27 protein-coding genes and 1 tRNA gene are annotated in these 26,390 nt (G+C 69.0%); 17 read left to right on the top strand and 11 right to left on the bottom strand.

Annotation, left to right across the window (positions count from 1 at the left end):
- The first annotated feature begins 10 nt into the window (after window positions 1-10).
- Window positions 11-871, top strand: a complete 861-nt coding sequence (locus tag MLJ35_RS12010; RefSeq protein WP_243384547.1) for an NAD(P)-dependent oxidoreductase — start codon at window positions 11-13, stop codon at window positions 869-871.
- Between the two features lie 91 nt (window positions 872-962).
- Here the strand turns inward: MLJ35_RS12010 and MLJ35_RS12005 are convergent, their stop codons facing one another.
- From MLJ35_RS12005 to MLJ35_RS11995, 3 genes are all read right to left on the bottom strand, one after another.
- Window positions 963-1,355, bottom strand: a complete 393-nt coding sequence (locus MLJ35_RS12005) for a hypothetical protein (protein WP_243384546.1) — start codon at window positions 1,353-1,355, stop codon at window positions 963-965.
- Window positions 1,356-1,432: 77 nt separating this feature from the next.
- Complete coding sequence (locus MLJ35_RS12000) at window positions 1,433-1,666, bottom strand: hypothetical protein (RefSeq protein WP_243384545.1); 234 nt, start codon at window positions 1,664-1,666, stop codon at window positions 1,433-1,435.
- 71 nt (window positions 1,667-1,737) lie between these two features.
- Window positions 1,738-2,298, bottom strand: coding sequence for a TetR/AcrR family transcriptional regulator (locus MLJ35_RS11995; RefSeq protein ID WP_243384544.1), 561 nt, complete (start codon window positions 2,296-2,298; stop codon window positions 1,738-1,740).
- A 108-nt stretch (window positions 2,299-2,406) separates the two neighbouring features.
- Between MLJ35_RS11995 and MLJ35_RS11990 the strand changes: the two genes are divergently transcribed.
- From MLJ35_RS11990 to murJ, 10 genes are all read left to right on the top strand, one after another.
- Window positions 2,407-2,784 carry a DsrE family protein gene (locus tag MLJ35_RS11990; protein ID WP_243384543.1) on the top strand — a complete coding sequence of 126 codons (378 nt, stop codon included), beginning with the start codon at window positions 2,407-2,409 and terminating at the stop codon, window positions 2,782-2,784.
- Between the two features lie 24 nt (window positions 2,785-2,808).
- The gene (locus MLJ35_RS11985) at window positions 2,809-3,291 is read left to right on the top strand and encodes a YHS domain-containing (seleno)protein (protein ID WP_243384542.1); all 483 of its coding nucleotides are present in this window, start codon (window positions 2,809-2,811) and stop codon (window positions 3,289-3,291) included.
- A gap of 62 nt (window positions 3,292-3,353) precedes the next feature.
- On the top strand, window positions 3,354-4,226 hold the full coding sequence (locus tag MLJ35_RS11980; RefSeq protein WP_243384541.1) for a pyridoxamine 5'-phosphate oxidase family protein: 873 nt from the start codon (window positions 3,354-3,356) through the stop codon (window positions 4,224-4,226).
- Between the two features lie 82 nt (window positions 4,227-4,308).
- Window positions 4,309-4,797 (top strand): 6,7-dimethyl-8-ribityllumazine synthase, encoded by a 489-nt coding sequence (gene ribH / locus MLJ35_RS11975; RefSeq protein ID WP_243316997.1) that lies wholly within the window; start codon window positions 4,309-4,311, stop codon window positions 4,795-4,797.
- A complete protein-coding gene (gene nusB / locus MLJ35_RS11970; protein ID WP_243384540.1) occupies window positions 4,798-5,265 on the top strand; it encodes a transcription antitermination factor NusB in 468 nt (155 codons plus the stop codon).
- 69 nt (window positions 5,266-5,334) lie between these two features.
- Window positions 5,335-5,928, top strand: coding sequence for an acetyl-CoA carboxylase biotin carboxyl carrier protein (accB, locus tag MLJ35_RS11965; protein ID WP_243384539.1), 594 nt, complete (start codon window positions 5,335-5,337; stop codon window positions 5,926-5,928).
- Window positions 5,929-5,930: 2 nt separating this feature from the next.
- Window positions 5,931-7,361: an acetyl-CoA carboxylase biotin carboxylase subunit gene (accC, locus tag MLJ35_RS11960; RefSeq protein WP_243384538.1), complete on the top strand. Its 1,431-nt coding sequence runs from the start codon at window positions 5,931-5,933 to the stop codon at window positions 7,359-7,361.
- 38 nt (window positions 7,362-7,399) lie between these two features.
- Complete coding sequence (locus MLJ35_RS11955) at window positions 7,400-9,187, top strand: alpha/beta hydrolase-fold protein (RefSeq protein ID WP_243384537.1); 1,788 nt, start codon at window positions 7,400-7,402, stop codon at window positions 9,185-9,187.
- 218 nt (window positions 9,188-9,405) lie between these two features.
- Window positions 9,406-9,481, top strand: a tRNA-Thr gene (locus tag MLJ35_RS11950).
- A gap of 291 nt (window positions 9,482-9,772) precedes the next feature.
- Entirely contained in the window at window positions 9,773-11,374 is a 1,602-nt protein-coding gene (gene murJ, locus MLJ35_RS11945) for a murein biosynthesis integral membrane protein MurJ (RefSeq protein ID WP_243384536.1), read from the top strand.
- A gap of 68 nt (window positions 11,375-11,442) precedes the next feature.
- On the opposite strand, the gene MLJ35_RS11940 is transcribed toward murJ, so the two are convergent.
- Window positions 11,443-14,136 (bottom strand): S9 family peptidase, encoded by a 2,694-nt coding sequence (locus tag MLJ35_RS11940; RefSeq protein ID WP_243384535.1) that lies wholly within the window; start codon window positions 14,134-14,136, stop codon window positions 11,443-11,445.
- Between the two features lie 144 nt (window positions 14,137-14,280).
- Here MLJ35_RS11940 and dtd point away from each other — a divergent pair, with 144 nt between their 5' ends.
- Window positions 14,281-14,715: a D-aminoacyl-tRNA deacylase gene (gene dtd, locus MLJ35_RS11935; protein WP_243384534.1), complete on the top strand. Its 435-nt coding sequence runs from the start codon at window positions 14,281-14,283 to the stop codon at window positions 14,713-14,715.
- Here dtd and MLJ35_RS11930 read toward each other — a convergent pair.
- Both MLJ35_RS11930 and MLJ35_RS11925 read right to left on the bottom strand, forming a co-directional pair.
- A complete protein-coding gene (locus tag MLJ35_RS11930) occupies window positions 14,699-15,556 on the bottom strand; it encodes a phosphatase PAP2 family protein (protein WP_243384533.1) in 858 nt (285 codons plus the stop codon). The two genes, dtd and MLJ35_RS11930, sit on opposite strands and share 17 nt — an antisense overlap.
- Entirely contained in the window at window positions 15,553-16,431 is an 879-nt protein-coding gene (locus tag MLJ35_RS11925; protein ID WP_243384532.1) for a 2-oxo acid dehydrogenase subunit E2, read from the bottom strand. The genes MLJ35_RS11930 and MLJ35_RS11925 overlap by 4 nt, the downstream gene beginning before the upstream one ends.
- Before the next feature lie 113 nt (window positions 16,432-16,544).
- On the opposite strand from MLJ35_RS11925, the gene MLJ35_RS11920 reads away from it, so the two are divergent.
- Complete coding sequence (locus tag MLJ35_RS11920) at window positions 16,545-17,309, top strand: outer membrane protein (RefSeq protein ID WP_243384531.1); 765 nt, start codon at window positions 16,545-16,547, stop codon at window positions 17,307-17,309.
- Window positions 17,310-17,321: 12 nt separating this feature from the next.
- On the top strand, window positions 17,322-17,861 hold the full coding sequence (locus MLJ35_RS11915) for a hypothetical protein (protein WP_243384530.1): 540 nt from the start codon (window positions 17,322-17,324) through the stop codon (window positions 17,859-17,861).
- Between the two features lie 27 nt (window positions 17,862-17,888).
- Here MLJ35_RS11915 and MLJ35_RS11910 read toward each other — a convergent pair whose 3' ends face one another.
- From MLJ35_RS11910 to MLJ35_RS11900, 3 genes are all read right to left on the bottom strand, one after another.
- Window positions 17,889-18,584, bottom strand: a complete 696-nt coding sequence (locus MLJ35_RS11910) for an alpha/beta hydrolase (RefSeq protein WP_243384529.1) — start codon at window positions 18,582-18,584, stop codon at window positions 17,889-17,891.
- Between the two features lie 96 nt (window positions 18,585-18,680).
- On the bottom strand, window positions 18,681-19,274 hold the full coding sequence (locus tag MLJ35_RS11905) for a YceI family protein (protein ID WP_243384528.1): 594 nt from the start codon (window positions 19,272-19,274) through the stop codon (window positions 18,681-18,683).
- A 152-nt stretch (window positions 19,275-19,426) separates the two neighbouring features.
- Entirely contained in the window at window positions 19,427-20,998 is a 1,572-nt protein-coding gene (locus tag MLJ35_RS11900) for a methyl-accepting chemotaxis protein (protein WP_243384318.1), read from the bottom strand.
- 250 nt (window positions 20,999-21,248) lie between these two features.
- On the opposite strand from MLJ35_RS11900, the gene MLJ35_RS11895 reads away from it, so the two are divergent.
- Window positions 21,249-22,091: an RMD1 family protein gene (locus MLJ35_RS11895; RefSeq protein WP_243384317.1), complete on the top strand. Its 843-nt coding sequence runs from the start codon at window positions 21,249-21,251 to the stop codon at window positions 22,089-22,091.
- Window positions 22,092-22,101: 10 nt separating this feature from the next.
- On the opposite strand, the gene MLJ35_RS11890 is transcribed toward MLJ35_RS11895, so the two are convergent.
- A complete protein-coding gene (locus MLJ35_RS11890) occupies window positions 22,102-22,623 on the bottom strand; it encodes a DinB family protein (protein WP_243295020.1) in 522 nt (173 codons plus the stop codon).
- Between the two features lie 52 nt (window positions 22,624-22,675).
- Window positions 22,676-24,199 (bottom strand): acyl-CoA carboxylase subunit beta, encoded by a 1,524-nt coding sequence (locus MLJ35_RS11885; RefSeq protein WP_243384316.1) that lies wholly within the window; start codon window positions 24,197-24,199, stop codon window positions 22,676-22,678.
- A gap of 55 nt (window positions 24,200-24,254) precedes the next feature.
- Between MLJ35_RS11885 and MLJ35_RS11880 the strand changes: the two genes are divergently transcribed.
- Together MLJ35_RS11880 and MLJ35_RS11875 are read left to right on the top strand one after the other, a co-directional pair.
- The gene (locus MLJ35_RS11880) at window positions 24,255-25,454 is read left to right on the top strand and encodes an MFS transporter (protein WP_243384315.1); all 1,200 of its coding nucleotides are present in this window, start codon (window positions 24,255-24,257) and stop codon (window positions 25,452-25,454) included.
- The coding region (locus MLJ35_RS11875) for an MFS transporter (protein ID WP_243384527.1) at window positions 25,451-26,390 on the top strand (940 nt) is incomplete at its 3' end. The genes MLJ35_RS11880 and MLJ35_RS11875, both read left to right, overlap by 4 nt.

The following is a 26,390-nucleotide window of genomic DNA, read 5'->3' as shown; positions in this document are numbered from 1 at the left end:
GGAGATTCCCGTGACCCACATCGCCTTCATCGGGCTGGGCGCCATGGGCCAGCGCATGGCCCAGGCCCTTCAGCGTGCCGGGCACTCCTTGTCCGTGCACAACCGCCACCCCGAGGCCCAGGCGCTGCTGGTCGCCCAGGGAACCGCCGCCGCGTCCACGCCCCGTGCCGCGGCGGAAGGCGCCGAGGTGGTGTTCACCATGCTCCGGGACGATTCGGCCTCGGAGGAGGTGTGGACCCATCCTGTGCGGGGGATCTTGGCCCAGGCCCGGCCCGGCCAGCTTTTGGTGGAGTGCAGCACCCTCAGCCCCGGCTGGGTGGCTCGGCTCGCCACCCTCGCCGAACGCTGCGAGGCGGCCTTCCTCGAGGCCCCGGTCGTGGGTTCCCGGCCCCAGGCGGAACGGGGGGCCCTCACCTTCCTGGTGGGAGGCCCCGTCGAGGCGGCGACCCGGGCCACGCCGTGGCTTCAGGCCATGGGCCCGGCCGTGCACTGGGTGGGCCCGGTGGGGTCCGCCGCCCGTCTGAAGCTGGCGGTGAACGCGCTCCTCGCCATCCAGGCTGCGGCCCTCGGCGAAAGCCTGGGGTGGCTGCGGCGAGCGGGCCTGGAGGAGGCAGCCTGGAACGCCCTCATGGAGCTTCCCGTGATGAGCCCGGCAGCCAAGGCCCAATTGAGGCTCATCAAGGAGGGGATGCACGCGCCCCTCTTCCCGGTGGACCTGGCCGCCAAAGACCTCGGCTATGCCCGGGCGGCGGCGAGGGAACAGGGCGCGGAGGCGCCCCTCACAGAGGCAGCCGCGGGCGCGCTCGCGCGTGCCCAGGAGGCCGGCCTCGGGGACCAGAATCTCTCCGCCGTGGCCTCGCTCTTCACCTGAAACCGACCCCTCGGGGAGGCGGCCCGCCGCCCCCAGGTTCTTGCTCCTGGGCCCTGGGTCCCAGCGTCTGGATCCGCTTGCGCCAGGTAGGTCAGACCGCCCCCGGCGCCTCGATGAAGTCCGGTGCGATGGCGCGGGCGGGCCAGTGGGCGAGGGCCAGGGATGTGAAGCATGAGATGAGCAGGACGCTCTGCTCCATGCCGTCGGTGCCGGGGCCCACGACGAACCAATCGGGCCAGTGGGCGATCGCGATGCCCGCGCCGAGGATGACGAGGTGGCCCGCGCAGGCGGGCACGACGAAGCGCCACGCGAGCAGGGCGAGGCAGCACATGGTCTGGGTGGCGAGCATCAGGCAGACGAGGGCGAGGCCGTGGCCGAAGGCCAGGGAATCAGGGAAGTGGCCGAAGCCCCAGAGGTTCCGCCAATCCCGGAATCCATGGAGCGGGTGGCTGGCAAGGACGTCGGGCGCGGCGACGCTGGGCATCCTCCTGGTCCCCCGGTTGCCCAAGCGGGTGCTGGTCCAGGTGCTGCCCAGGCCCCTGCGCGCGGTGCCGGCACCCCTCATCGCGATCCCCTTCGTGGCCCTGGGCGCGCGGCGGTCGCGGCGCCGTAGTGATGGATGAAGGGCTCGCTGCACTCCTTGGCGGGCAGCGGGGGCAGGCCCGTGTCGATACCGAGCATCCTGCGCATCCAGCTGTCCTCGCCCACGCACTGGTGCACCACCTGCTCGCGCAAGGTCCGGGTGCGGGGCTCCACGCGCCGATCCAGGTCGGCGTCCGTGAACGTCCGCCACATGGAGAGGGTCTTGAGGAGCTCGCTCCCCTTGCTCTCGACGAGGAAGGCGTAGCCGTGGTCCTTGGGTTCTCTCAGAGGCGCTGCAGGAACTCTCTGCGCAGGGCGTCCACCGCGCGGAGGAAGGGCCCGGTGTCGCCAAGACCCCGGGCGAGCACGAGGCTCCCCTGCAGGGAGACGAGTGCCTCCTCGGCCCGTGAGGCGGCGAGCGCTTCGGAGAGGCCGGCATCCAGGGCCACCCGCTCGAGGCCCGAGCGGAGGCGGAGGAAGACCGCCTTCACGGCGGACCGGACGGACTCGCTGCCGCCCAGCGGCATGACGTCCAGGAGGCAGGACTTCGAGCCCCCGGCGTAGAAGCTGTCCAGCGAGGCCAGCACGGCCTGGAGCCGGGCCACGGGATCGCCCTCCGCCTCCAGGTGCGTGAAGACGTTCGTCTCGAGCCAGTTCGCCGCGAGCTCCATCACCGCCTCGGCCATCTCGCCCTTCCCGCCGGGGAAGTGGTGGTAGAGGCTCGCCTTCCCCAGGCCCGTCACCTCAGAGATGCGGCTGAGGGAGACGCCCTCGAAGCCCGCGCAGCGGAATTCCTCCATGAGGCTCAGGAGGATTCCTTCTCGGGTGGAGCGTTCTCCGGTCATGCCCCAAGGATATACCGAACGATCGGTACAAAAAACCCTTGACACAGGAATCTGGACGATTAGATTGAAATTGTACCGAACGTTCGGTCCATTTCTTAAGGAGCTCCCATGAGCAAAACCGCCATCGTCGTCTTCGCCGATCCCAAGCCGGGAACCGACGAGGCCTTCGGCCGCCTCTCCAACGCCCTCATCCTCACCTCGGACTTGAAGCAGCGGGGCGAGGAGGTGGCTCTGGTCTTCCAGGGCGCCGGCACCCGCTGGGCCGCCGAGGTCACCAAGGCCGACCACCCCATGCACGGCCTCTTCCGCTCGGTGGAGGACAAGTTCGCGGGCGTCTGCAACGCCTGCGCCGCCGCGTACGACACCCTCAACGAGGCCGAGGCCTCCGGCCTCCCCGTCACCGGAGACTTCATGGTCCCAGGCATCGGCCGCCTCATCTCCCTCGGTGAATACATCACCAAGGGCTACCAGATCGTCCTCTTCTAATCCTCACCTCCCGAAAGGATCCCCATGCATCTCAAACTCATTCCCATCGTCCTCGCCCTTTGCCTGGCCCCCGGCGCCGCCCGCGCCCAGGCCCCGAAGGTTCCCAGCTCCGCCACCCTGAACCTGCTCGGCGCCAACGTCGGCCTGGAAGGCTTCGATCCCGTCTCCTACTGGCCCGAGGGCGGCAACAAGCCGGTCCAGGGGACCATCAAACTCTCCTTCGACCACGCCGGCGTGACCTACCGCTTCGCCAACGAGCGGAACCTCGCCGCGTTCAAGAACGAGCCCGACCGTTTCCTGCCCCAGTACGGCGGCTACTGCGCCTGGGCCATGGGCGCCATCAACCAGCGCGTGGATGTGAACCCCAAGCATTACGTCATCCGCGATGGGAAGCTGTACCTCTTCTTTTCCGACGCCAACGTCGTCACCCGCGATATCTGGAAGAAGGACGCGGCAGCCCTCATCGAGAAGGCCGACGCCAACTACGCGGCCCTACTGGCCCAGTAGGACCCACGATTCCCTGGCCCGGCGCCTCTCGCGAGACGCCGGGCCTCGCTCCAGGAGGAGACATGGACCCCTTCCACGACGGTGAGCGCGCCGTACAGGCCCGGACTGGCGAGACGGGCACCGCCCTGCTGAACAGCCGCCTAATCGAGCCGTCGATCATGCCCGGCGCCCACCCCTTCATCGCCCGCCAGCCCTGGGCGGTGCTGGCCTCGCTCGACGCCGCCGGCCGGCTCTGGTGCTCGGCCATGGTGGGCGAGCCGGGCTTCGCCCAAGCGACGGCGGACGGAAGCTCCCTGAACTTCGATCTCCGCCGGGCCCCGGTCCATTCGGACAATCACCTGTTCACCAGCCACCTTGTGGGCCGCCCCGCGGGCGCGCTCTTCCTGGAACCCGCCACGAGGCGCCGCCTGCGTGTGAACGGCCGCATCTCGGAGTCGACCGCGTCGGAGCTGCGCCTCGAGGTGGCGGAGGCCTTCCCCAACTGCCCGAAGTTCATCCGCCCCCGGGACCTGGACGGCCTGCGCCAACGCTCGCCCCGGCCCATCGAAGCGCGGTGGGGCGGCCGGCTGGATGCCGACATCGCAACGCGGCTCGCGGCGGCCGACACGGTCTTCCTCGCGACGCTGCACCCCGGGCGCGGCGTGGACGCCTCCCACCGAGGCGGGCCGCTGGGATTCGTGGAGGTGCTCGACGAGCGCACACTCCGCTTCCCGGACTACGCGGGTAACGGCCTCTTCCAGTCCTTCGGCAACCTGGCGGTGGATCCCCGCGCCGCCCTGCTGGTGGCGGACTTCGAGCGCGGGGACCTGCTCCACCTCACGGGGGGAGCCGAGGTCATCTTCGACGAGGCGGACCCATCGGGGCTCAGCGGCGGCACGGGGCGCTTCCTCCACTTCCACGTGGACCAGTGGGTCCTGACTCCCCCGCCTTCCTGAGGCCAGGAGGGCAAAACCTTCCCTTTGGGATTGTCACGGCTGTGTTAGCCTTGATAGCTCAACCACCTTTCGGGGGGTTCCCATGGGGATCTTTGAGGGCCACATCCGCGTCCACGACGGCGACCGCTTCGCCCTGGTGGCCTCGCGCTGGAACGACTTCATCGTCGACCGCCTCATCGAGGGCGCGAAGGACTGCATCCTCCGCCACGGTGGCCATGAAGACCAGATGGACCTCATCCGCGTCCCCGGGAGCTTCGAGCTGCCCCAGGCGGCCAAGCTGGCGGCCCAGAGCGGCCGCTACGCCGGCGTCATCGTCCTGGGCTCTGTGATCCGCGGAGGCACGCCCCATTTCGACATGATCGCCGCCGAGGTCACCAAGGGCGCGGCCCAGGTGGCCCTGGACACCGGCCTGCCGCTGTCCTTCGGCGTGCTGACCACCGACAGCGTGGAGCAGGCCATCGACCGGGCCGGCGCCAAGATGGGCAACAAGGGCTGGGAGGCCGCCCAGAGCGTCCTCGAGATGGCCGACCTCGCGCACGCCCTCAAGGCCGGAACGAAGGGACGCAAGTAGATGGGAGTTCGTCGCCGGGGGCGCGAGTACGCCCTTCAGATGCTGTACGCCATGGACCTCACCGGCTACCAGCCGGACCAGGTGTTCGCCGGGTTCTACGCCATCCAGGACCTGAACCGGGATGCCTTCTACTACGCCCGGCGCCTGGTGGACGGCGTGTACGGCCACCTGGAGGAGATCGATGACGTGCTGGCCAAATACGCCGAGCACTGGAAGATCCACCGCATGGCGGCCGTGGACCGCAACCTGTTGCGCCTGGGGCTCTTCGAGCTGATGTACGTCAAGGAAGTGCCCTTCCCCATCGTCATCAACGAGGCACTGGAGATCGTGAAGGAATTCAGCGACCAGGAAGGCACGCAATTCCTCAACGGCATCCTGGATGCCGCGCGCAAAGAGTTCCGCCCCGAAGAAACCGGCCCCCGGCTGCGCAAGAAAGCCGTGGCCGCCGATCCGCCGGAAGAATCGTGACCTGACCCTGTCCGGCTGGTTTGCTATGCTCGTTCCCTTCCCCAGCCTGATCCGACCGTTGGAGCATTGATGAGCACCTCACGCAAGAAATCCCCTGTAGCCAAGAAGCCCGCCCTGGCCTCCAAGGCCGCCCCTTCCAAGGCCACGCCCAAGGCAGCGGCCCCCCGGACCGCCCCCGGCGCCTCCCTGGGCCTGGAGGAGATCAAGGCGCTCATCGCCCTGGTGGGTCGCGAGCCCTTCCAGGAATTCGAGTTCGAAGCCGGCGACATGCGCTTCCGCATCCGGAAGGACGGCCCGGCTCCTGTGGTCCAGGCCACCCCCATGGCCGCCCCTCAGATGGTGGTCGCCGTCCCCGCGGCCCAGCCCTCCCCCGCCGCGGCGGTCCCCGCGGCCCAGCCGGCCGTCCCCGCGGATGAGCCCGGCATCCACTACGTCACCAGCCCCATCGTCGGCACCTTCTATCGCGCCTCGAACCCCACCGCGGCGCCCTACGTCTCCCCCGGCGATTTCGTGAAGCCCGGCCAGACACTCTGCATCGTCGAAGCCATGAAGCTCATGAACGAGATCGAGTGCGACGTCTCCGGCGAGGTCGTGAAGGTGCTGGTGGAGAACGGCACCCCCGTCGAATACGGCGAGCGCCTCTTCGCGGTCCGGATCGGTTAGCCATGGCCTCCGCCATCAAGCGCAAGGGCTCGCAGCCCGCACCCACCGCGCCGGACGAACCGCCGTTCAGGAAGATCCTCATCGCCAACCGCGGCGAGATCGCGCTCCGCGTGATCCTGGCCTGCAAGGAGATGGGCATCCAGACCGTGGCCGTCTACTCCGAGGCCGATCGCAACGCGCTCCACGTGCGGTTCGCCGACGAGGAGGTGTGCATCGGGCCCCCGCCCTCCTCCAAGTCCTACCTGAACATCCCCCAGGTCATCGCCGCCGCAGAGGTCACCGGCGCCGAGGCCATCCACCCCGGCTACGGGTTCCTCAGCGAGAACGCCCACTTTGTGGAAGTCTGCCAGGCCTGCGGGATCACGTTCATCGGACCCAACGCCGAGATCATCCGGAAGATGGGCAACAAGGCCCAGGCCAAGGCCACCATGCTGGCGGCGGGGGTTCCCCTCATGCCCGGCAGCGACGGCATCATCGAGACGGTGGAAGAGGCCCTGGTGGTGGCCGAGCAGATCGGCTATCCCGTCATCGTGAAGGCCAGCGCCGGCGGCGGCGGGCGCGGCATGCGCATCGTCAACTCCCCCGAAGAGCTCCCGGACCTCTACAACACCGCCCGCAGCGAGGCCAAGAGCGCCTTCGGCGACGATGCCGTCTACATGGAGAAATACCTCCTGGAGCCGCGCCACATCGAAGTCCAGATCATGGGCGACCTCTTCGGCAACGTGGTGCACCTGGGCGAGCGCGAGTGCTCCATCCAGCGCCGCCACCAGAAGCTCATCGAGGAGAGCCCCAGCGCGGCGCTGACGCCGGAACTGCGCCAGCGCATCTGCGACACCGCCGTGAAGGCTGCCCGGGCCGTGGGCTACTACAATGCCGGCACCATCGAGTTCCTCCTCGACAAGCGCGGCGACTTCTTCTTCATGGAGATGAACACCCGCGTGCAGGTGGAGCATCCCGTCACCGAGCTGGTGACAAGCATCGACATCGTGAAGGAACAGCTCCGCGTCGCCGCCGGCCAGAAGCTCAGCTTCCGCCAGGAGGACGTGATCCAGAAGGGCCACGCCATCGAGTGCCGCATCAACGCGGAAGACCCCTTCAAGTTCACGCCCTGCCCCGGCCGCATCAGCGCCCTGCACTTCCCCGGCGGCCCCGGCATCCGCGTGGACACCGCCATGCACCAGGACGCGGTCATTCCGCCCCACTACGACTCCATGGTGGCCAAGCTCATCGCCTACGGTGCCGACCGCACCGAGGCCATCGCCCGCATGCGCCGCGCCCTGGACACCCTGGTCATCGAGGGCATCAAGACCACCGCCCCCCTGCACCGCCGCATCATGGACCACCCCGACTTCATCTCCGGCGCCTTCTCCACCAAGTGGATGGAGACGTTCATGGAAGACCTGAAGCGGGATCCAGCGGGGGATCCGCGGTAAGGGCGCCGAACAAAACCCCCACCCGAGGGAGGCAGGACATGGGTCGAGGCTGGAAGGTGCCACCCTGTTCACCGCTGCGCCGCTGGGCGCTGGGACTGCTCCTGGCCAGCCTGGCCAGCTTCGCCCGGGCCGGCGGCCCGCTGGCCTTTGAGCTGTCCTTTCCCGCGGCGCTGTCCAGGGCCGCCTTGGACGGCCACATCATCCTCATCCTCTCGAAGGACGCGGAGCGTGAGCCGCGGTTCACGGTGGTGGAGGGCATCGAGTCCCAGCAGGCCTTCGGCTTGGACGTGGAGGCCCTGCCCCCGGGGCGGCGGGTCCGGATCGACGGGCAGACCCTTGGCTATCCCCTGGAGAGCCTGCGGGGGCTGGCCCCGGGCGAGTACCGGGTGCAGGCGGTCCTGAACCTCTACGAAACCTTCCACCTTGGCAACGGGAAGACGGTGAAGCTTCCGCCGGACCGCGGGGAGGGCCAGCACTGGCAGACCAAGCCGGGCAACCTCCTGACCCGTGTGGCGAAGCTGCGGCTCGACCCCGCGAATTCCGGCGTGATCAGCCTCGCCTTCGACCGGCGCGTTCCCCCGCTGGAGGAGCAGCTGGCCGAGGTGGACAGCCTCCTGGAGTGGCACAAGGTCACCCAGCCGAACCCGGGTACTCCGAACAAGTGGGAGCGGCACATCCGCCTGAAGAGCGAGCGGCTCTCGACCTTCTGGGGACGCCCCACGGACATCGGCGCCGTGGTACTCCTGCCGGATGGGTGGGAGGAGCATCCCCAGGCCCGCTACCCGGTGCTCCTGGCCCAGGACCACTATCACCGCCACTTCTCCCCGGCCTTCCGGACCGCGCCGCCGGACCCGAAAGCCCAGGGTGCGGAGAGGGAAAAGCAGGAGGGGGCCTGGAGGTTCTTCCAGGACTGGACCAGCGGGCGCTTCCCCCGGGTGATCCTGGTGATGCCTCAGCACCCCAACCCCTACTTTGACGACGCCTACGCCGTGAACTCGGCCAACCTCGGGCCCACGGGCGACGCCATCATGCGGGAGCTGCTGCCGGCCATCGAGGCTCAGTTCCGGGGGATCGCGCAGGGCTGGGCCCGGGCCACCTTCGGCGGCTCCACCGGCGGCTGGGAGGCCCTGGCCACCCAGGTCTTCTATCCCGACGACTTCAACGGCGCCTGGGTGGGGTGTCCCGACCCCATCGACTTCCGGGCCTACGGCACCGTGAACCTCTACGAGGACCGAAACGCCTACTTCCGGGAGGGCCCCTTCATGAAGGTGCCCCTCCCCGAGAAGCGGAAGGCCAACGGGATCCTGGATTGCACCATGGAGCAGTGCGCGCGTTACGAGCTGGTGCTGGGCACCCGCGGACGCTCTGGCGAGCAGTGGGACGCCTGGCAGGCCGTGTTCAGCCCGAACGGCGAGGATGGCTACCCCAAGCCCATCTGGGACAAGCGCACCGGGGTCATCGACCGGTCCGTGGCCGAGTACTGGCGCGCGCACTACGACATCAGCCACATCATGCACCGGGACTGGGCGACTCTCGGCCCCAAGCTCGCGGGGAAGATCCATGTCACGGTGGGCGACATGGACACCTGGTATCTCAATAACGCCGTGCACCTCACGGAGGCCCGCCTGGGCGACCCCCGGCGCTCCCCCGCGGCGGCGGCCACCTTCACCTACGGCCCCCTCCAGCCCCACTGCTACATGGGGACCCGGCTCGATGCCCCCCTGCACGAGCGGCTCAACCACTTCTCGAACCTGATCTGGACGATCGTGAAGCACCTCGAGGACACAGCTCCCGCGGGGGCGGACGTGAGGAGTTGGAAGTACTGACGCCCCGCGGTGGCCTGCCTGAACCTCCAGGATCACGCTTGACTGGTAATCGTGCCGCTATAGCTCAGTTGGTCGAAGCGGATGCGGGTCGCGAGGCAGGCGACTTGATGTCGCCTGACGAGCGGGGCCCCGCACCGCTGAGAGTCACACCCGGGTTGGCCTCCACCCACCGCGGCGGCCTCACTGAACGCCCAGGATCACGCTAGACTGGTGATCGTGCCGCTATAGCTCAGTTGGTAGAGCGCCCGCCTTGTAAGCGGATGGTCGTTGGTTCAATTCCGACTAGCGGCTCCAGTCTTTCCCCCAGGTCACCAGGAGGGGCCTGGCGGTCTGAACATTATTCTCAGCGGTGCGGGACCCCACTCGGGACAGCGCCGATGCGCTGTCCCGAGTGACCCGCATCCGCTTCGACCCGCTGGCAAGGCCTCGGGACCCGCTTCTACGCTATGCTCATCCGTGCGGGGCCCCGCTCTCAGGCCTGCCTGGCAGGCCTGAACCGCGACCCGCATTGGATTCGCGGTTCAATTCCGACTGGCGGCTCCAGTCTCCTGGGAGCCTCATGGACCACCACGCCCTGCGCCGACCGTGAGCGATCCCACCCCCACCCGCCCCAGCCTGCTCCGCTCTGCGGGGGTCGTGGGCTTCATGACGCTGCTGAGCCGCCTCACAGGGCTGCTCCAGACCTTCTTCCTCAGCCACGTGCTGGGGGCGGGCGCCGCAGCGGATGCCTATGCGGTGGCCTTCCGCCTGCCCAACCTCCTGCGCCGCTTCACGGCCGAGGGCACCATGACCGCTGCCTTCCTGCCCACCCTGGCGGAAGCGGAGACCGCCGAGGGCGAGGCAGCCATGCGGGCCGTGGCGGCGCGCTTCCTGGGCACGCTGCTGGCCATCCTGCTGCTGGGCGTGGTCCTGGTACTGCTGCTCATGGGGCCCCTGGCAGGCCTGCTCATGATGGGGCGCCCCGAAGCGCAGGGCGAGCTCACCACGAAACTGGGCCGCATCATGTTCCCCTACCTGGCCCTGGTGAGCCTCACGGCGGGCTTCGCGGGCCTGCTGAACCTGCGGCACCGCTTCGCCCTGGCGGCCGCCGTCTCGATCTTCTGGAACGTGGCCTTCATCGGCTTCGGCTGGACGGCCCTCCGCGTGCTGCAGCGGTCCGGGCGGGTGCCCCTGGAGACCGTCGCCGTCGTGTGCGCCTTGGCCGTGCTGGCGGGCGGCGTGCTCCAGCTCCTGGTGCTGCTGCCGGCCATCCGGAAGGAGAGCTTCGGCCTCTCCTTCGGCCTTCACCTGCGGGACCCCTGGGTGCTCAAGACCCTGCGCCGCATGGGACCGGGCCTCCTGGCAGCCGGGATCTATCCCATCAACGCCCTCATCAGCGCCATGCTGGCCTCCTTGCTGCCCAACGGCGCCCAGATGGTGCTCTACAACAGCGGCATGATGGGCGAGATGGTGCTGGGCCTCTTCGCCATGAGCCTCGCCACCGCGGGCCTGCCCACCCTCTCCCGCCAGGCCGAGGCCCGGGACTGGGCGGGCATGAATCAGAGCCTCACCCAGTCCATCTCCGCCTCGGCCCTGCTGGTGCTGCCGGCTTCCGTGGGCCTGGCGGTGCTGTCGCGACCCATCTGCGCCCTGCTCTTCCGCACCGGCGCCTACACACCGGCGGCTTCTGACTGGACGGCCCTGACGCTGGTGTTCCAATCCGTGGGGCTGGTCTTCGTGGCGGCCCAGCGGCTGGGCAACCAGGCCCTCTACGCCCTCAAGGACTACCGGGGCCCCGCTGTCCTGGCGGGCGGCACCCTGCTGCTGAACGTGGCCTTGAGCCTCGCCCTGCTGCGACCCCTGGGCACCGGCGGCCTGGCCCTGGCCAACGGGCTGGCGAGCCTCGCGGGCCTGCTGGGCGTCCTGCTGCGCTTGCGCCCGCGCCTGCCGGGCCTGGACCTGCGCCCCCTCCTGAAGGCCACCTTCCGCGCCCTGGCCGCCTCGATCCTCATGGGCATGCTGGCCTGGGCGGGTGCGGGCCTTCTGGGAATGGACACCCCTCATGCGTTCCGCCGGGCGGGCCTGGCCCTCCGCCTGCTGCCTCTCATCGGCGCCTGTGCCGCCGCCTACGGCCTGGCCGCCGTGGCCCTCGGCCACCCCGAGGCCCGCGACCTGTCCGGCAAAATCCTGCGGAAGGTGCGGAGATAGAAAGGGCCGGGCAGCGGCCCGGCCCTTTCCATCGCCTGCCGGCCTTCAGTTCTGCAGTTCCACCGTGATCACGGCGCCGCCCATCTGGGGCCCGTGGCCGTGGTCTTGATGACTTTCCGGCTGGCGGTGTCCACCCACAAGGTGGTGTTGCCAGGCTCGCCTTCGGCGGAGGTGAGCTCCACCTTCCAGGCCTTGAAGCTGCCCGCGGGCACCTTCAGGTCCTCCTGGCCCAGCACCTTGGCCTGCTTGAGCTGGACCTTCTGGCGCTGGAGGTCCACATTGCGGAAGGTGACGGTGTAGCCCTCCGCCAGGGGCAGGCAGGCCAGGGCGTCTTCAGCGCCAGAGCCTTCGGCGTAGGCCCCGCCGCCCAGCTCGATGCTGAAGGGCTTGGCGGCGCCGCCCATGGCCATGGAGCCCGTGGCCTTGGCGCCCTCATAGGACACCTCGATGGCCACGGGGCCCTGCTTCACCTGGCGCTTCAGGGGCACCAGGCTGTCCTTGGCCATGGTGGTGGTGTCCACCGCCTCCCCGCCTGGCAGCTTGGTGGCATCGGTCACCACCCAGGAGCCACCCTCCTCTTTCACCGTGCGGACCATGGTGATGGCCATGGAACGCGGTCCCATGGCGAAGGTGCCGGCATAGGTGAAGGTGCCGGCCGTGGGCTTGGCGACGGGCTTGGGAATGGTCACGGACGCCGCGTCGGCCTTCTTCGCCAGCACCACGGTCTTGGGATCGACGGTGATCTCCGGCAGGCGCTTCATGACATCGGGCTTGCCACCTTCCTGATGGCGGCCCTTGAGGTACTTGGCCAGGAAGGTCTCTGCAGCGGCGAACATGGCCTGGTTGTTGACGGGCCTGGCGAAGCCGTGGCCTTCGTCCGGCGCGCACAGGTACTCCACGGGGAAACCGCGATCCCGCAGGGCGATGACGATCTGGTCGCTCTCGGCCTTCTTCACGCGGGGATCATTGGCGCCCTGGATGACCATGAGCGGGGTGTGGATCTTCGCCGCGGAGTTCAGGGGTGACTGGCGCTCCAGCTGCTTCTTGCCCTCGGGCGTGTTGGGGTTGCCCATGCGCTCGTGGAAGACGATGCGGCCGGCCTCCCAGTAGGGCGGGATGGTCTCCAGCAGGGTCAGCAGGTTGGAGGGGCCCACGATGGACACGGCGGCGGCGTAGAGGTCCGGCGTGAAGGCCACGCCGGCCAGGGTGGCGTAGCCGCCATACGATCCACCCAGGATGCCCACCCGCTTGGGATCGGCGATGCCCTGGGCCACCAGGTGCTTCACGCCCCAGGTGAGGTCGTCCTGCATGAGGTCGCCCCACTGCTTGTTGCCGGCGTTGAGGAACGCCTTGCCGTACCCCGTGGAGCCCCGGAAGTTGGGCTGCAGCACGGCGTAGCCGCGGTTGGCCAGGAACTGCGCCAGGCTGTTGTAGCCCCAGCTGTCCCGGGCCCAGGGGCCGCCGTGGGGCACCACCACCAGGGGCAGCCCCTTGGCAGGCACGCCCTTGGGCAGGCTCAGGTAGGCGGGGATCTCGAGGCCGTCGCTGGACGTGTAGCGGATGGGCCTCATGGCGACCAGGTCCTGCCGGGGCAGATCCTTGCGGGAGACATATTCGAGGCTCAGCTTCTTGGTGCGGCGGTCGAAGAGGTAGCGCGTGCCGGGATCCCGGTCGCTGGTGCTCGTCACCATCACCAGCTGCTCATCGGTGGTCATGGAGCCCAGGCTGATCTCCCGCCCGGGCAGCTTCTTCTGCAGCAGCTTGTAGTCCGCTTCCCAGGCCTTGTCCTTCCAGTAGATCCGGGTGCGGTCATCGTCGTAGGTCGTGGCGATCAGCTCGTCCGTCAGGTCGGAGAACACGGCTGACCCGAAGTCCACGCGGCCCTTGGGGTCGGATTCGAGCTTCTCCTCCTTGCCGGTGGCGGGATCGAAGAGCACCAGCTCCGAGAGGTTCCGGGCGCCCTTGTTCGTCTCCAGGTAGACCCGCTTGCCGTCCTTGTGGAAGTTCACCGGCGCCGCGGACTCGAAGACCGAGCACTCGTAGACCTTCTTGAAGCCCTCGGGATCCACGCGGAGGATCTCGGTGTCGCCCTTGTCGGTGGTGCGCAGGGCCAGGCGCAGGTTCGCCTGCTTGTCGAAGACCCAGCCGGCGATGCGCTCGGTGTTCTTTCGCACCAGCGTCCGCTCACCCGTGGAGATCTTCACCTTGTAGACATCGTGCCAGGCGGCGTCGCGGTCGTTGAGGCCCACGTAGATCGTGTCGGGATCGGCTTTGGGCACCGCGTAGATCATGGCGCGGGCGCCCTTGGCCGCCGTCAGGTTGCGGGCCTCGGGGACCTCCTTGCCGGCCGCAGCGGGTGCCCCCGGGTCCACGGCATAGACGTTGTAGTTCTCGTCGCCGTCCTTGTCCTGAACAAAGAGGATCTGCTTGCCGTCCCGGCTCCAGAAGAAGGCCGGAATGGGGCGCTTGGGATCCGCGGTGATCAGGTGTCCCTTTGCGTAGGGCTCCCCCACCTTCTTGACCCAGATGTTGCGGGTCTCCTTGTACGGCTTGAGGAAGGCGATCCACTTCCCGTCGGGGGAGATCTGGGCCGCGGCAATCTCGGGATTGCCGAAGAACTTGTCCCGGTCGATGAGGGGCGGTAACTGGCTCTTTTTGGCCGCGGCGACCGGGGCCTTGGCCCCCTGGGCGGCCAGGGGCAGCGCCAGAGCCAGGACAAGGCCAGACCACAGGAGGCTGGACAAGGACACATGACGGTTCATGGGCTCGAGCTCCTTGGAAAGAATGGGTGAGAAACCCAGGTTACGCCGAAGCCGACCTGAGGGTTGAGCATGAATGCGGCCGGCTGCGGATCCACCCGATGACCCGGCCCCTCCGCCATGGCACAGTTCGGAGGGGGGCATGCCATGAAAGCCGTCATCCAGCGCGTGAAGCGGGCCTCGGTCCGATGCGGAGAGCTGGAGGCCGCCATCGGGCCCGGCCTGCTGGTGCTCGCGGGCCTCGAGACCGGGGACACGGAGGAGACCTGCGCCTGGGCGGCTGCCAAGATCGCCTCCCTGCGCGTCTTCGAGGATGATGCCGGGAAGATGAACCTCGGCCTTGCCGACGTGGGCGGCGAGATCCTCGCCATCAGCCAGTTCACGCTGGCGGGCAGCATCGCCAGAGGCCGGCGGCCCTCCTTCGATCAGGCCATGGCCCCGGATACCGCCCGGGTGCTCTTCCGGAAGTTCCTCGACCGGCTCAAGGCCCAGCACCCCCGCGTGAAGTCCGGCTTCTTCCAGGAGCACATGGACGTGGAGTTGGTGAACGATGGGCCCGTGACCTTCATCCTCGAGCGGTGAAGGGCCTCGCCAGCCACCCCGAAAGTGGTCCGGCGAGCGTCCATGTCAGGCCTGCGAGCAGGAGGCCCGCCGCCACATCCACCACGTAGTGCACACCGATGTAGACCGTGGCGAAGACCACGGCCAGGGCCCAGACCCAGAGCAGCGGCGCCCAGCGCGGGAAGGGCCGCGTGGCCAGCAGGGCCGGCAGCGCTGAGAGGGCCGTATGGCCACTAGGGAAGGCGTCCAGCGTGGTGGATTCGGCTCCGTGAAGGAAGGCGCGGACGGCCTGGGAGACGGCGCCACCGCCCAGCTTCGCGGCCGCGAGCGCCTCTGGCACCCTCGGGCCTTCCGCGGGCCAGAGGAAGTAGCCCAGGAAGGACAGGTAGAAGCCCAGCAAGATCCGGAAGGCCACCCGCTCGAAGCCCTCCGGGCCCAGCCGCCGCCAGGCCAGGACCGCCACCGTGATGGGCAGGAAGTAGAAGCTGGCGTAGGCGAGGTAGACCAGGTCCGTGAAGGCCGCGGGCCGGCCGAAGGCGCCGTGCCAGGCCGCGGCGAGACGGCCGAACCAGCGGGCGTCGGCGGCGGCGAGCGCCACGTCCCAGCGGTGGACGTTGACCGCCACCACCAGCGGCTGGAGGAGCAGGAACACGAGGAGCACCACCAGGATCGGCAGGAAGTCACGCAACAGTGCGCCCCCCTTCCCTTTCACCCGGCCTGTCAGCAGGAGGGCCACGAGCAGCCCCGCGAACGTGGCCCCCCGGGGGATGCCCCCTTCGGGCCGCGCCAACACGATGAGCAGCAGCAGGCCCGCCAGGACCAGGGCCGTCAGCCGCTCGGAGGGCCGCAGGGCGGCGATCATGATATCGGCGCCCCCGGATCCACGCCCGACCAGACGGGTGTTCCCTCCGGCGGACCCAGCCAGCGGGCCGGATCCTCGAGGATCTTCTGCACCAGGGCCAGGGAGCGGGCGCAGGAGAAGGCGTCGTCGATGCGCTCGTCGAAGGTCCAGCGCACGGACAGGGCCTCCTCGGAGGTCGCGCCGTCCCGGCCGGCGAAGACCGCGCGGCGGGGGGCCGACACGGCCCCGAAGATGGAGACGGTGCCGTACTCGTACAGATGGTGGAACACGTCGGAGACGCCCACGGAGCCCAGGTTGGCGAGGAAGATCGTCGCGTACATGGGGTCGTCCCGGATCATGAACCCCGGAAAGAGGTTCCAGCGGTCCAGCCATCGCGCTAGGGCCACCAGCCCGCGCACCAGCGGGCCGGGAAGCCGCAAGATCAGCGCCACTTCCTTGTCCACGGCGCAGTCCTTCTCCCGCGCCTCGTCCACCCGCGTCGAGATGCGCCGGGAGAAGTCCAGGAAGCTCTCGCCCTTGGGGCACGCCAGCTTCACCGTGACATCGGCTCCGTCATCCGTGAACTCGCGCTTGGCCACGAAGGAGATGGACACGCCGCGGCGCTGGTAGATCCGCCCGCCCGAGACGAACCGGTTCAGGCGCGGGCGGGCCTCGAGCGCCACCGCAGTGGCGTAGGCCACCAGGTGGAAGAGCGTGGCGCGGGGATGGTGGGTGCGGTTGTAGGCCTTGAGCCAGACGCGCGCGGCCGCGATGCGGTACACGGATTCCTGGTAGACGCAGCTCTCGTTGCGGCCCCGCATGAGGTAGGGCATGATGCGCCGCACCGGAGCCTCGCCGCGGATCAGATCGCCATCGGGACGGGAGAAGAGGGGCATGGACCAGGGTTGTCATCCGGGCCAGCCCTGTCAAGACGACCCATGAATCCTCTTTTCACATTGACACGTGTCCGAGCCGGGATTATCCATGGGGCACCTTTTCCGGTGAGCCCATGACGACGCCCTTCGCACGCCTCCGCCTGCCCGCTTCCGGCCTGCCCATCTCCACCCTGCTTGGCGCGGCCCTCCTCCTGACCGGAGCGCCAGCCGCCGCCCAGGAGGCGACGCCCTGGACCATGACCGTCTACCTCCAGCAGAGCTGGCCCAAGCAGACAGAGACCAACCGTCAGATCAAGGACATCAACGCGGCCACGGGCCAGTCGTTCAAGACCTGGGACGACGTGGCCAACCTCAACCTGGGCCTGCAGGCCTTCCGGGACCTGGACCCCCGCTGGAAGGTGGGCCTCGAGCTGGACTATTCCCGGGGCAAGATCGATGGCGCCGCCACCGTGGACTCACCCGCCGGCCCCGCCACCCTCGCCTTCGAGCAGAAATACACGGTCTACGCGGACCTCCTCGTCCTCGCCCAGTTCCGTCCCCTGGGCACTGAGCGCCGCTGGATCCCCTTCCTCCAGGGCGGCCTGGGCGTGGCCTACGAGAAGGACCGCACCAGCCTGACGCTGCGCAACCCCTACCTGGACGAGACCCTGCTCCACGTGAACAACGACGGCTGGTTCCCCATGTACACCTTCGGAGTCGGCGTGGACGTCTACTTCTCCGAGAAGCGCACCTGGTACGCCGAGGCCGGTGTGAGCTACACCTGGGCCCGCCTCAAGCACGACGTCGCCGCCAGCGGCTCCCTGGCCCCGCCCACGGTCACCGCCGACACCGACTCCACCGGTCCCAACGTGTGGCTGGGCGTCGGGCGGCGCTTCTGAGCAGGTGGGCCGATGTCCCGGCGCGCCCTCCTATGGCTGGTGATCCTGCTCCTGGGACCGCCCTTCCTCCGGGCGCAGGAGTTCAGGGTAGGAGCGGGCGTATTCCTGCTGGCCGAACGGGGCCAGGACTTTCAGATCAGCTTCCGGCCGGCCGCGAGCCCCTGGCAGGTCGGCTTCCGGCACGTCCAGTGGCGGGACCGCTTCAATGATCCCTTCACCGGCCGCAGGCTGACGGAAACGACGGAGACCCGAAGCGGACCCCTCCTGGCCTACCTCTTCAGCCCCCAGTCGCCGGGCAGCTGGTACCTCGGCGGCGCGGTGTTCCGCTGGTCCAAGCGGGAGGAATCCCTGGTGACCGGCGAGGTGAGCCGGGACGCCACCACGGCCCCTTTCATCGGCGGCGGCTACACCCGGACTCTGGGCCGGCACGCCTACTTCAACCTCGGCATCTACCTCAGCCCCGGCGCCAACATATCCACCAAAACCAGCGTCAGTTCTGAGGACGACAGCGGCGCCTTCGACATCCAGATTCAGCTCGGGGCCCGTTTCTAGGCCGCTTCGAAGCGGCACGCACCGAGGTCAAGCGGCCCCGGCCAGCCCGCCGATCCAGGCGAGGACATCGGCCCGCATCTCGGGGTTGATGGTGTGTCCGACCGGGTAGAGGCGCGTGACGTGGGGTACGCCCAGGTCCTCCAGCCACTGATCGGCCCGCCGGGCCCAGGTCAGGGGCAGGGTGTGGTCTCGCTCGCCGTGGCCGATGAAGGCGCGCAGGTGCGCCAGCCATTCCCGCCTGGCGATCCGGGGCTCGAGCTCTGGCAGGATGCGGCCCGAGAGGATGGCGAACCCGCCCACGCGCTCAGGGGCGCTGAGGGCCACGCTGGCGCTCATGATGCCGCCCTGGCTGAACCCGGCGAGGACGGTCCGGCGCGCCTCCACCCCGTGGTCGGCCTGCAGGTGGTCGACGAGCCGGATGAGCGCGTGGCGGCTGTCCTCGGCTTCGCCTGCGGCGATCTTCGGGCCCTCCGTGGTGAACGCCACGCGGAACCAGCCGAACTGGTCAGGCCCGAGCGGGAGGCGGCTGCGGACCAGCACCACCAGGGTGTCCGGAGCCAGGCCGGCCGCGAGGTCGGCCAGGTCCGTCTCCCGGCCTCCGACTCCGTGCAGGAGCACGACGAGGCCCCGGGGCTGGTCGGGTTGGGGCTGCATCACGCGGTAGGTCAGGCCTGAAGCGGCGTCCTGCTGCAGGGGACCCGGGGAAGGGAGGGATGGAGTCATGGCGGAACCTCCGGAAGAGAAGGGCAGAACGGCCCACCTCCGGCCGCTCCAGGGGAACGGCCGGAGGCGGATGGGGACAGCGCGATCGGAAGCGGCTTACTTCTGGGCGGCCGGAGCGACCTTGCCAGCCTCGGCGTTCAGACTGACGGCGACGGTCTCGCCGATGACGCCGGGGAAGGTCTTGATGCCGTACTCATTGCGGTTGAGGCTGAGGGCGCCGTCGATGAAGCCTGCCACCACGCTGCCGGGCGCCATGCCGGGCTGGGTGCCGGCGTTGGTGATGGGGAAGGTGATGCGCCGGGTCACGCCGTGCAGGGTGAAGTCGCCAGTGATCTCCAGCTTGCCCTTGGCCACTTCCTTCACGGAGGTGCTCTTGAAGGTGATGGTGGGGTACTTCGCCACGTCGAAGAAGTCGGGGGACTTCAGGTGCTTGTCGCGGGCCTCGTTGTCCGTGGTCAGGCTGGCGGTGTCGATGGTGACGGCCACGCTGGACTTGCTGATGTCGGCGGTGTCGACCTGGATGGTGCCTTCGAACTTCGTGAAGCGGCCGCTGACCTTGGCGAGCAGGTGGCTGACCTTGAAGCTGACCTCGCTGTGGACGGAGTCGATCTTGTAGGTGTCCTGGCCGGCCAGGGCGGGCACGGCCGCCAGGGCGAGGGTGGCGAGCAGGGTGCGGAAGGGGTGTCGCATGGAGCCTCCAGAAATTAGGTGTTTCACCATGCAATTCAGTCTAGGCGCTTCAACCGAAGTTGCAACACCTTTTTTTGAAAATCGCCGCCCCGACCCCTGTACGCCCCGTTTCGCGAGGGGCGCTGCTGGGGAACCCGGCGTCTCCGCCTGGGTCAAGTGGCCGGGTTCAGGTCCGCCAGGTGGCGCCGGACGCCTGACGGATCGGGCTTCGAACCGGCCTTCGCGCCGGGAGTGGCTCCCGGCCGCTCGCCTCCGGTCCGGAAGAACCCGAGGGTGGCCTGGAGGTGCGCAGCCTGGGCGGAGAGTTCCTCCGCCGTCGAGGCCATCTCCTCCGCGGCTCCAGCATTCTCCTGGATCACGCGGCTGAGCTGCTGGATGGCCGCGTTGATCTGTCCCGCTCCCGTGGCCTGCTCCCGCGAGGCGGCGCTGATCTCCTGGACCAGCTCGGCGGTCTTCCGGATGTCGGGCACCAGCTTCGCGAGCATCTTGCCCGCCCGCTCGGCCACGTCGACACTGGCCGAAGACAGCTGGCTGATTTCGCCGGCCGCCACCTGGCTGCGCTCGGCCAACTTGCGGACTTCGGAAGCCACGACCGCGAAGCCCTTCCCATGCTCGCCGGCCCGCGCCGCCTCGATGGACGCATTGAGGGCGAGGAGGTTGGTCTGCCAGGCGATGTCGTCGATGATCTCGATCCGGGCGGCGATGTCCTTCATGGCCGCCATGGCCTCCGCCACCGCGGCTCCGGTCTTCCCCGCGTCGCCGGCGGCCTGCATGGCCATCCGTTCCGTCTGGCTGGCGTTGTCCGCGTTCTGCCGGATGGTGGCGTTCATCTCCTCGATGGAGGCGGCGGCCTCCTCGGCCGACGCCGCCTGCCGGGAGGTGCCGCTGGAGAGCTGCTCGGCGCCGATCGCGATCTGCTGGCTGCCCCGGGCCACCTCGGCCGCGGCGCCCCGGATCTCCGTCACCACCTGGTTCATGCTCTCCATCATCTTCTTCATGGCGTAGAGCACCCAGCTGGCTTCGTCCCTCCCGGGCACCTGGATCTTGACCGCCAGGTCGCCCTTGGCGAGCTGCTTGACGGCCTCCACGCTCAAGCGGAGCGGCTTGGCGACGCTGCGGGCGATCGCCAGGGTGAACAGGATGAAGAGGAACCCGGCGAGGCCCAGGCCGATGGCGAGGAGGTTCCGGGTCCTCGCCATGCTGGCGACTTCCGCGTCCTTCTTGGCGGTGAAGGCCTTCTGCTGCTCTCCAATGAGCCTGATCAGGAGACCCTTGGCCTCGCGCCAGGCGGGCTTCTCCTTCTGCACCAGCAGTGCCGTGGCGGCATCCTGGTGCCCCAGGGAAGCCTGGCGCTGGACCTCGACCTGAAGGGCATGGTCCTCGGCCCAGAGGGCGAGCAGGGTCGGCAGGCGCACCCGCATGCCTTCGGGGGCCAGGCGCTCCGCGTGCGCCAGGGCCTCGGCCGACTGCCGGTAGGCTTCTTCGAAATTCTGCCTGGCCTGGGCGTCGGCTGGATCGATCAGGAGATTCCGGGTGGCTTGGCCCATCTGCAGGCCTTCGGCCTGGGCCCGGTTGAGGTCCACGAGCAGCTGGAGGTCCCGATCGACCATCGCCGTGATCGAGGCCTCCATCTGGCGCCGTTGGACATGCGACAGCACCCCGATCGTGCCGAGGCTCAGGACGGTGAACCCGAGGAGCAGGTTCAGCTTCCATCTGATCGTCATGTTCTTGAACACCAGGGGCCCCTCCGGGAAAGGTGACGGAACAATAAAGGGCAATGCTCAATAAGTAACAAGCAATACAGGGGCCAGCGACCTCGTCTCGACCCATTTCATGGACCGCATGCAGTTGACGCCTTAAATCGCCCAGAGGCAGGAACATCAGGTCGATCAAATCCTGTCCACCCGGTCAACACCTGACCAGAAGGCCCCGAACCGGTTCACCCCCAGCCGCCACCGGGCCTACATTGGAGCCATGGACCCGGGATCCCAGGCGCTCCAGCGCGCCCCCCTGCTCTCCGAGAGGCCCGCCGACGGGGTGCTGCTCCGGGCGGAATACTTCCAGGGCCAGATCGACTTCCGGGCTTTCTGCGCGGCCTACCCCCACCACCGGGTGCTGTCCACCAACCCCCTGGTGCTGGAACCCGAGGCCGGAACCTGGGTGTACCTCGCCCGGTTCGGAGCGGCGGTGTTCTGGGGCGCCTCCCCCGAGGTCACGGCCTCGGTCCTCCAGGACCTGGCGCGCCTGCCGGGAACGGGCGCGCGGGCCGAGGCCGCCCGGGACGAGCTGCGGGTCCACCTCGGCGCCGAGGCGGACCGGGTGGGCTTCTCGGAGGTCTGGCTGCGGGAGCTCACCCTGGACAAGCTGAAGATCGTCTCGCTCGCCCTCGCCCAGAGCGTGGCCCTGGACGCGGTGGAGGCGGAGGTGAGCCAGGCCCTGGCCCGCTTCGGACCGGTGGTGACCGCCCTCCGCGAGGAGGGACGCCTGGTGCCCGGCCAGAAGGATCTGCTGCGTACCGTGGGCTTCGCCATGGCAGTGCGCGCGGCGGTGCTGGACACCCTCACCCTCTTCGACGATCCGCCGGAGACCTGGGAGAGCGAGGCGCTGGCCCACCTGGATGGGGCCCTCTTCGATCAGTTCGACCTGGAGGAGCGCCTGTCCGCCGTGAACCAGAAGGTGGCCTATCTCCAGGACGCCGGCGCCACCGTGCTCGACGTGCTGGCCCACCGCAAGGACCAACGCCTGGAGTGGATCATCATCGTGCTCATCCTGGTCGAGGTGGTCCTCTTCGTCTGGAAGGAGTTCCCCCTGAAGTGAGCCGAACAGGCTACACCTTCGGCGCCGCCATCCCGAACTGGGCCCAGCCCTCCTTCGTCGGCCCATAGATGCTGGGCACATGGAGGCCGGCCTGGCGCATGAGGACTGTCATCTGGCCCCGGTGGTGCGCCTGGTGGCTCACGAGCACGTAGAGTGCGAAGGCGCCCGTCCAGGTCTCGCCGTAGAGCGTGAAGTTCCGCCCCAGCTCCGTGTTGCTCCAGCTGCCCATGTGGTCCAGCAGGGAGTCGCTCACGGCGCGGTAGGCGGCGATGATCTCGGCCATGGTGGGCGGCGGCGGCGTGGCGATGAAACCGTCGGGCCCCAGCCCCACGGGACCCTTCACCTTCAGCCCGAGGTTCTGGGGCAGCTCCAGGATGGTCTCCACCAGATGCCAGGCCATGCGCCGCAAATCCCGGTGCTGCTCATCCACAGCCTGGTGGGCCGCGGCGTCCGGAATGGCCTCGAAGACGGCCAGGGTCTTCTCCGCCTCCTGCTGCCAGATGGTCTTGAAGTCCTCCACGCGACGGAACATGCGGCCTCCGGAAAGATCCCCGGAAGCATAGCGCAAACCCGCGCGGAGGAGGTCAGACCGGCGTGACGCTCCGGCGCTTGGCGAGCCAGGACTCGCGTCGGCGGGCGCGGGCCAGGCGCGTGATGAGTTCGTGGCGGAGGTCGGCGGGATCCACGATGGCGTCAACGTGCAGGTCGGCGCCCAGCTTCTTCAGGTCGATGTCCTCGTTGTACTCGTCGCGGAGCTGCTGAACGTAGGCGGCCCGCTCTTCTTCGGGCTTCTCGGCGATCTTGTTGGCGAAGACGGCGTTCACCGCGGCTTCGGCGCCCATGACGGCGATGCTGGCTGTGGGCAGGGCCAGGGTGGCGTCGGGGTCGAAGCCCGGGCCGCTCATGGCGTAGAGGCCCGCGCCGTAAGCTTTGCGCACCACCACGCAGATGCGCGGCGTGCTGCAGGAGGCCATGGCGCTGATCATCTTGGCGCCGTGGCGGATGATGCCCTGCTTCTCCACGGCGCTGCCGATCATGAAGCCCGGCACGTCGCTGAGAAACAACAGGGGAATGCCGAAGGCGTCGCAGAGCGTCATGAACCGCGTGGCCTTGTCGGCGCTGTCCACGAAGAGCACGCCGCCCTTCACGCGGGGCTGGTTGGCCAGGATGCCCACGGGCTTGCCCTCGAGGCGGGCGAGGCCCGTGATGATCTCGCCGGCATAGAGCTTCTTCACTTCCAGGAAGCTCCCCTCGTCCACCAGGCCCTCGATGAAATCCTTCATCTGGAAGGGGGAGTTGATGTCCTTGGGAACCAGTCCGCCCAGGGCTTTCGCTTTGGGCGATACCGCCTTCGGCGGAGCGGCGGGCAAGGCGTCTTCGCAGTGCCGGGGGAAGTAGGAGAGATACTGGCGGCAGAGGGCGATGGCCTCCTGCTCGGTCTTGCAGAGGAAGTCGCCGCAGCCGCTCACGGAGCAGTGCATGCGGGCGCCGCCCAGGTCCTCCAGGCTGATCTTCTCGCCGATGACCATCTCCGCCATGCGCGGCGAGCCCAGGTACATGCTGGCGTTGCCCTCCACCATCATCACCACGTCACAGAATGCGGGGATGTAGGCGCCGCCCGCGGCCGAGGGGCCGAAGAGCAGGCAGACCTGGGGCACCAGGCCCGAGAGCGCCACCTCCATGTGGAAGATGGTGCCGGCGTGCCGGCGGCCGGGGAACATGTCGAGCTGGTCCGTGATGCGGGCCCCGGCGCTGTCCACCAGGTAGAGCATGGGGACCTTCATGCGCATCGCCACTTCCTGGATGCGGATGATCTTCTCCACCGTCCGCGCGCCCCAGCTGCCGGCCTTGATGGTGCTGTCGTTGGCCATGAGCGCCACTGGGCGCCCATCCACCGTGGCCGTGCCCGTGATGACGCCATCGGCAGGCAGGTCCTTATGCAGCGCGTTGGCGAAGAGGCCGTCCTCGGTGAAGCTGCCTTCGTCCACCAGCAGGCGGATGCGCTCCCGGGCGAAGAGCTTGCCGGCCTCCGTGTTCTTCTCGTGGGCCTTGGCCGCGCCGCCTTTCTTGATGCGCTCAACTTCCGAATGGAACTGGTCCAGCTGCATGGGTGCCTCGGGATGGATCCTTCAGCATAGCGGCCCGGCGTGCGATCCTGGAGGGATGCAAGACGCAGACGGGTCGCGGCGGACCGGGTTCCTGACGGTGCCTTTTCTCGTCGTCTGCGTTTTTTATTTCCTGGTCTTCGCCGCGGGCTACCAGCTCTTCCCCGTGGTGCCCCTGCGGCTCCGGGAGTTCGGCGCCAGCCTGGCGGAGAGCGGGCGCTTCCAGACCGCCTTCATGCTGGGCTCGGGCTTCGGGGCGCTGGTCACGGGTCCCCTGGGCGACCGGCTGGGCCCGCGCCGCGTGCTGCGGGTGGCCACGCTCGCGGTGGTGGGCATCCTCCTCGTCTACGCTCTGCTGCGAGTCCGCTGGGTGTTCTACCTGCTGGCGCCCCTGCACGGCCTGCTCTGGTCGGCCTTGCGCACGGCCTCCGTGGCCAAGGTGGGCGGCATCCTGCCCCTGGCCCACCGGGCCCAGGGGCTCTCGATCTTCGGCCTGACGGGCCCCGGCGGCGTGGCAGTGGGCCCCCTGGTGGGGCTCTGGCTGATGCCCCACCTGGGCTTCTCATGGATGCTGGCCCTGCTGGCGGGCGTCTTCGTGGCGCTGCACCTGCTGATCGGCTTCCTGCCCCGCGAGGAGCCCCGCGAGATCGAGGCCGCGGGCCTCTTCCAATGGCCGGACCGCAGCGTGTGGGGGGCGGTGGCGGTCATGGGGCTGGTGGGCCTCAGCTTCGGCCCCATGCCGCCCTACAGCGCCCAGGAGGCGAAGGCCCTGGGCCTGCCCTGGCCGTCCGCATTCCTGACCTGCTTCGCCCTGGGCATGATGGGCATGCGCGGCCTGCTCGCCCTCACCGGCATGGGCCGGCGGCCCGTGGCCCTGCTGCCGTGGATGGCCGCGCTCACCGCCCTGGGCTACGGGCTGCTGGCCTTCCTGCCGGGGGGCCTGGTCCGGCACCTGTCCTCAGGCCTCGTCTACGGCGCGGGCTACGGCATGGTGCACACGCTCATGCTCACCCATGTCATGGAGACCACGCCGCCCCACCACCGGGGCGCGGCCACCGGCGCCTTCTTCTTCGCCTTCGACGCGGCCACCGCCATAGGGTCCCTGGGCCTGGGCTGGGTCATGCAGCACGCCAGCTTCCGCTGGGGCTGGGCCGTCGGGGCTGGCCTGATGACCCTGTGCATTCCCGTGGCGCAGCGCGTGGTCCGCAGACCGGCCGTGACATCCGTGCCGGGGGCCTCTGTCATCGTAGAGGGATGACGGATCTTTCGAGCCCGCGGCCGCGCCTGATGACGCGGCAGTTCGCCCTCGTCTGGGCCATCACGTTCGTGACCTTCTTCGCGGCCTTCCAGCTCTTCCCCACGGTGCCGCTGCGCCTGCGCGCCCTGGGGGCCAGCCTGGCGGAAAGCGGCCGGTTCATGAGCCTCTTCACCGCCGGCAGCGCCCTGGGCGCGCTTTTCACGGGTCCGCTGGGCGACCGCGTGGGCCACCGCCGCCTGGTGGTCACTTCCGCCTCGCTCTACGCGCTCTTCCTGGGCGCCTATGCGCTGATGCCGATGCGTTGGGGTTTCTACGCCCTCGCCTTCCCGCACGGCATCGTCTGGTCCGGCCTGCTGACGGCCACCATGGCTTCCCTCTCCCATGTGTTGCCGGAAGATCGCCGCGCCGACGGGCTCAGCCTCTATGGCCTGGCCAGCCCCGGCGGCGTCATCGTGGGCCCCTTGCTGGGCCTGTGGATCCAACAGCATTGGGGATTCGCCCCCATCGGGTGGTACCTGGCCGCCCTGTTCCTGGCCCTTGCCGCCTTGGGCACCACCCTGCCCAAGGACCAGCCCCACGGCCGGGCCGAGGGTTTCCAGTGGCCGGATGCGTCGGCCCTGGGCCCCAGCCTCGTGCTCTTCTGCGTGGCCCTGGGCTACGGGGCGCTGGGGAGCTACACGGCCCAGGAGGCCCTGGCCCTCGGCATGCCCCTGCCCTCCGCCTTCCTCTCCTGCATGGCCCTGGGCATGGTGCTCATGCGCATCGCCATGCTGCGGACGGGCTTCGGCAGGCGCCCCATCCGCCTGCTCCCGGCCATGCTGGTGGGCGCTCTGGCGGGCATGATCCTGCTGGCCGCCCTGCCCGGAGCCATGGCCCGCCATGTGGCCTCCGCCGTGCTCTACGGGGCCGGCTACAGCATGGTCCACACCCTGCTCA

Source organism: Geothrix alkalitolerans (assembly GCF_022808885.1).
In the GTDB taxonomy this organism is placed as follows: Bacteria; Acidobacteriota; Holophagae; order Holophagales; family Holophagaceae; genus Geothrix; species Geothrix alkalitolerans.
The sequence above is the reverse complement of the archived record's forward strand: the minus strand, read 5'-3'. Positions and strand labels throughout refer to the sequence as shown.

Coding starts and splice junctions, on each gene's coding strand:
- MLJ35_RS12005 (WP_243384546.1), bottom strand. CDS start 1,355: ATGCCCAGCGTCGCCGCGCCCGACGTCCTTGCCAGCCACCCGCTCCAT.
- MLJ35_RS12000 (WP_243384545.1), bottom strand. CDS start 1,666: ATGTGGCGGACGTTCACGGACGCCGACCTGGATCGGCGCGTGGAGCCC.
- MLJ35_RS11995 (WP_243384544.1), bottom strand. CDS start 2,298: ATGACCGGAGAACGCTCCACCCGAGAAGGAATCCTCCTGAGCCTCATG.
- MLJ35_RS11990 (WP_243384543.1), top strand. CDS start 2,407: ATGAGCAAAACCGCCATCGTCGTCTTCGCCGATCCCAAGCCGGGAACC.
- MLJ35_RS11985 (WP_243384542.1), top strand. CDS start 2,809: ATGCATCTCAAACTCATTCCCATCGTCCTCGCCCTTTGCCTGGCCCCC.
- MLJ35_RS11980 (WP_243384541.1), top strand. CDS start 3,354: ATGGACCCCTTCCACGACGGTGAGCGCGCCGTACAGGCCCGGACTGGC.
- ribH (WP_243316997.1), top strand. CDS start 4,309: ATGGGGATCTTTGAGGGCCACATCCGCGTCCACGACGGCGACCGCTTC.
- nusB (WP_243384540.1), top strand. CDS start 4,798: ATGGGAGTTCGTCGCCGGGGGCGCGAGTACGCCCTTCAGATGCTGTAC.
- accB (WP_243384539.1), top strand. CDS start 5,335: ATGAGCACCTCACGCAAGAAATCCCCTGTAGCCAAGAAGCCCGCCCTG.
- accC (WP_243384538.1), top strand. CDS start 5,931: ATGGCCTCCGCCATCAAGCGCAAGGGCTCGCAGCCCGCACCCACCGCG.
- MLJ35_RS11955 (WP_243384537.1), top strand. CDS start 7,400: ATGGGTCGAGGCTGGAAGGTGCCACCCTGTTCACCGCTGCGCCGCTGG.
- MLJ35_RS11940 (WP_243384535.1), bottom strand. CDS start 14,136: ATGAACCGTCATGTGTCCTTGTCCAGCCTCCTGTGGTCTGGCCTTGTC.
- dtd (WP_243384534.1), top strand. CDS start 14,281: ATGAAAGCCGTCATCCAGCGCGTGAAGCGGGCCTCGGTCCGATGCGGA.
- MLJ35_RS11930 (WP_243384533.1), bottom strand. CDS start 15,556: ATGATCGCCGCCCTGCGGCCCTCCGAGCGGCTGACGGCCCTGGTCCTG.
- MLJ35_RS11925 (WP_243384532.1), bottom strand. CDS start 16,431: ATGCCCCTCTTCTCCCGTCCCGATGGCGATCTGATCCGCGGCGAGGCT.
- MLJ35_RS11920 (WP_243384531.1), top strand. CDS start 16,545: ATGACGACGCCCTTCGCACGCCTCCGCCTGCCCGCTTCCGGCCTGCCC.
- MLJ35_RS11915 (WP_243384530.1), top strand. CDS start 17,322: ATGTCCCGGCGCGCCCTCCTATGGCTGGTGATCCTGCTCCTGGGACCG.
- MLJ35_RS11910 (WP_243384529.1), bottom strand. CDS start 18,584: ATGACTCCATCCCTCCCTTCCCCGGGTCCCCTGCAGCAGGACGCCGCT.
- MLJ35_RS11905 (WP_243384528.1), bottom strand. CDS start 19,274: ATGCGACACCCCTTCCGCACCCTGCTCGCCACCCTCGCCCTGGCGGCC.
- MLJ35_RS11900 (WP_243384318.1), bottom strand. CDS start 20,998: ATGACGATCAGATGGAAGCTGAACCTGCTCCTCGGGTTCACCGTCCTG.
- MLJ35_RS11895 (WP_243384317.1), top strand. CDS start 21,249: ATGGACCCGGGATCCCAGGCGCTCCAGCGCGCCCCCCTGCTCTCCGAG.
- MLJ35_RS11890 (WP_243295020.1), bottom strand. CDS start 22,623: ATGTTCCGTCGCGTGGAGGACTTCAAGACCATCTGGCAGCAGGAGGCG.
- MLJ35_RS11885 (WP_243384316.1), bottom strand. CDS start 24,199: ATGCAGCTGGACCAGTTCCATTCGGAAGTTGAGCGCATCAAGAAAGGC.
- MLJ35_RS11880 (WP_243384315.1), top strand. CDS start 24,255: ATGCAAGACGCAGACGGGTCGCGGCGGACCGGGTTCCTGACGGTGCCT.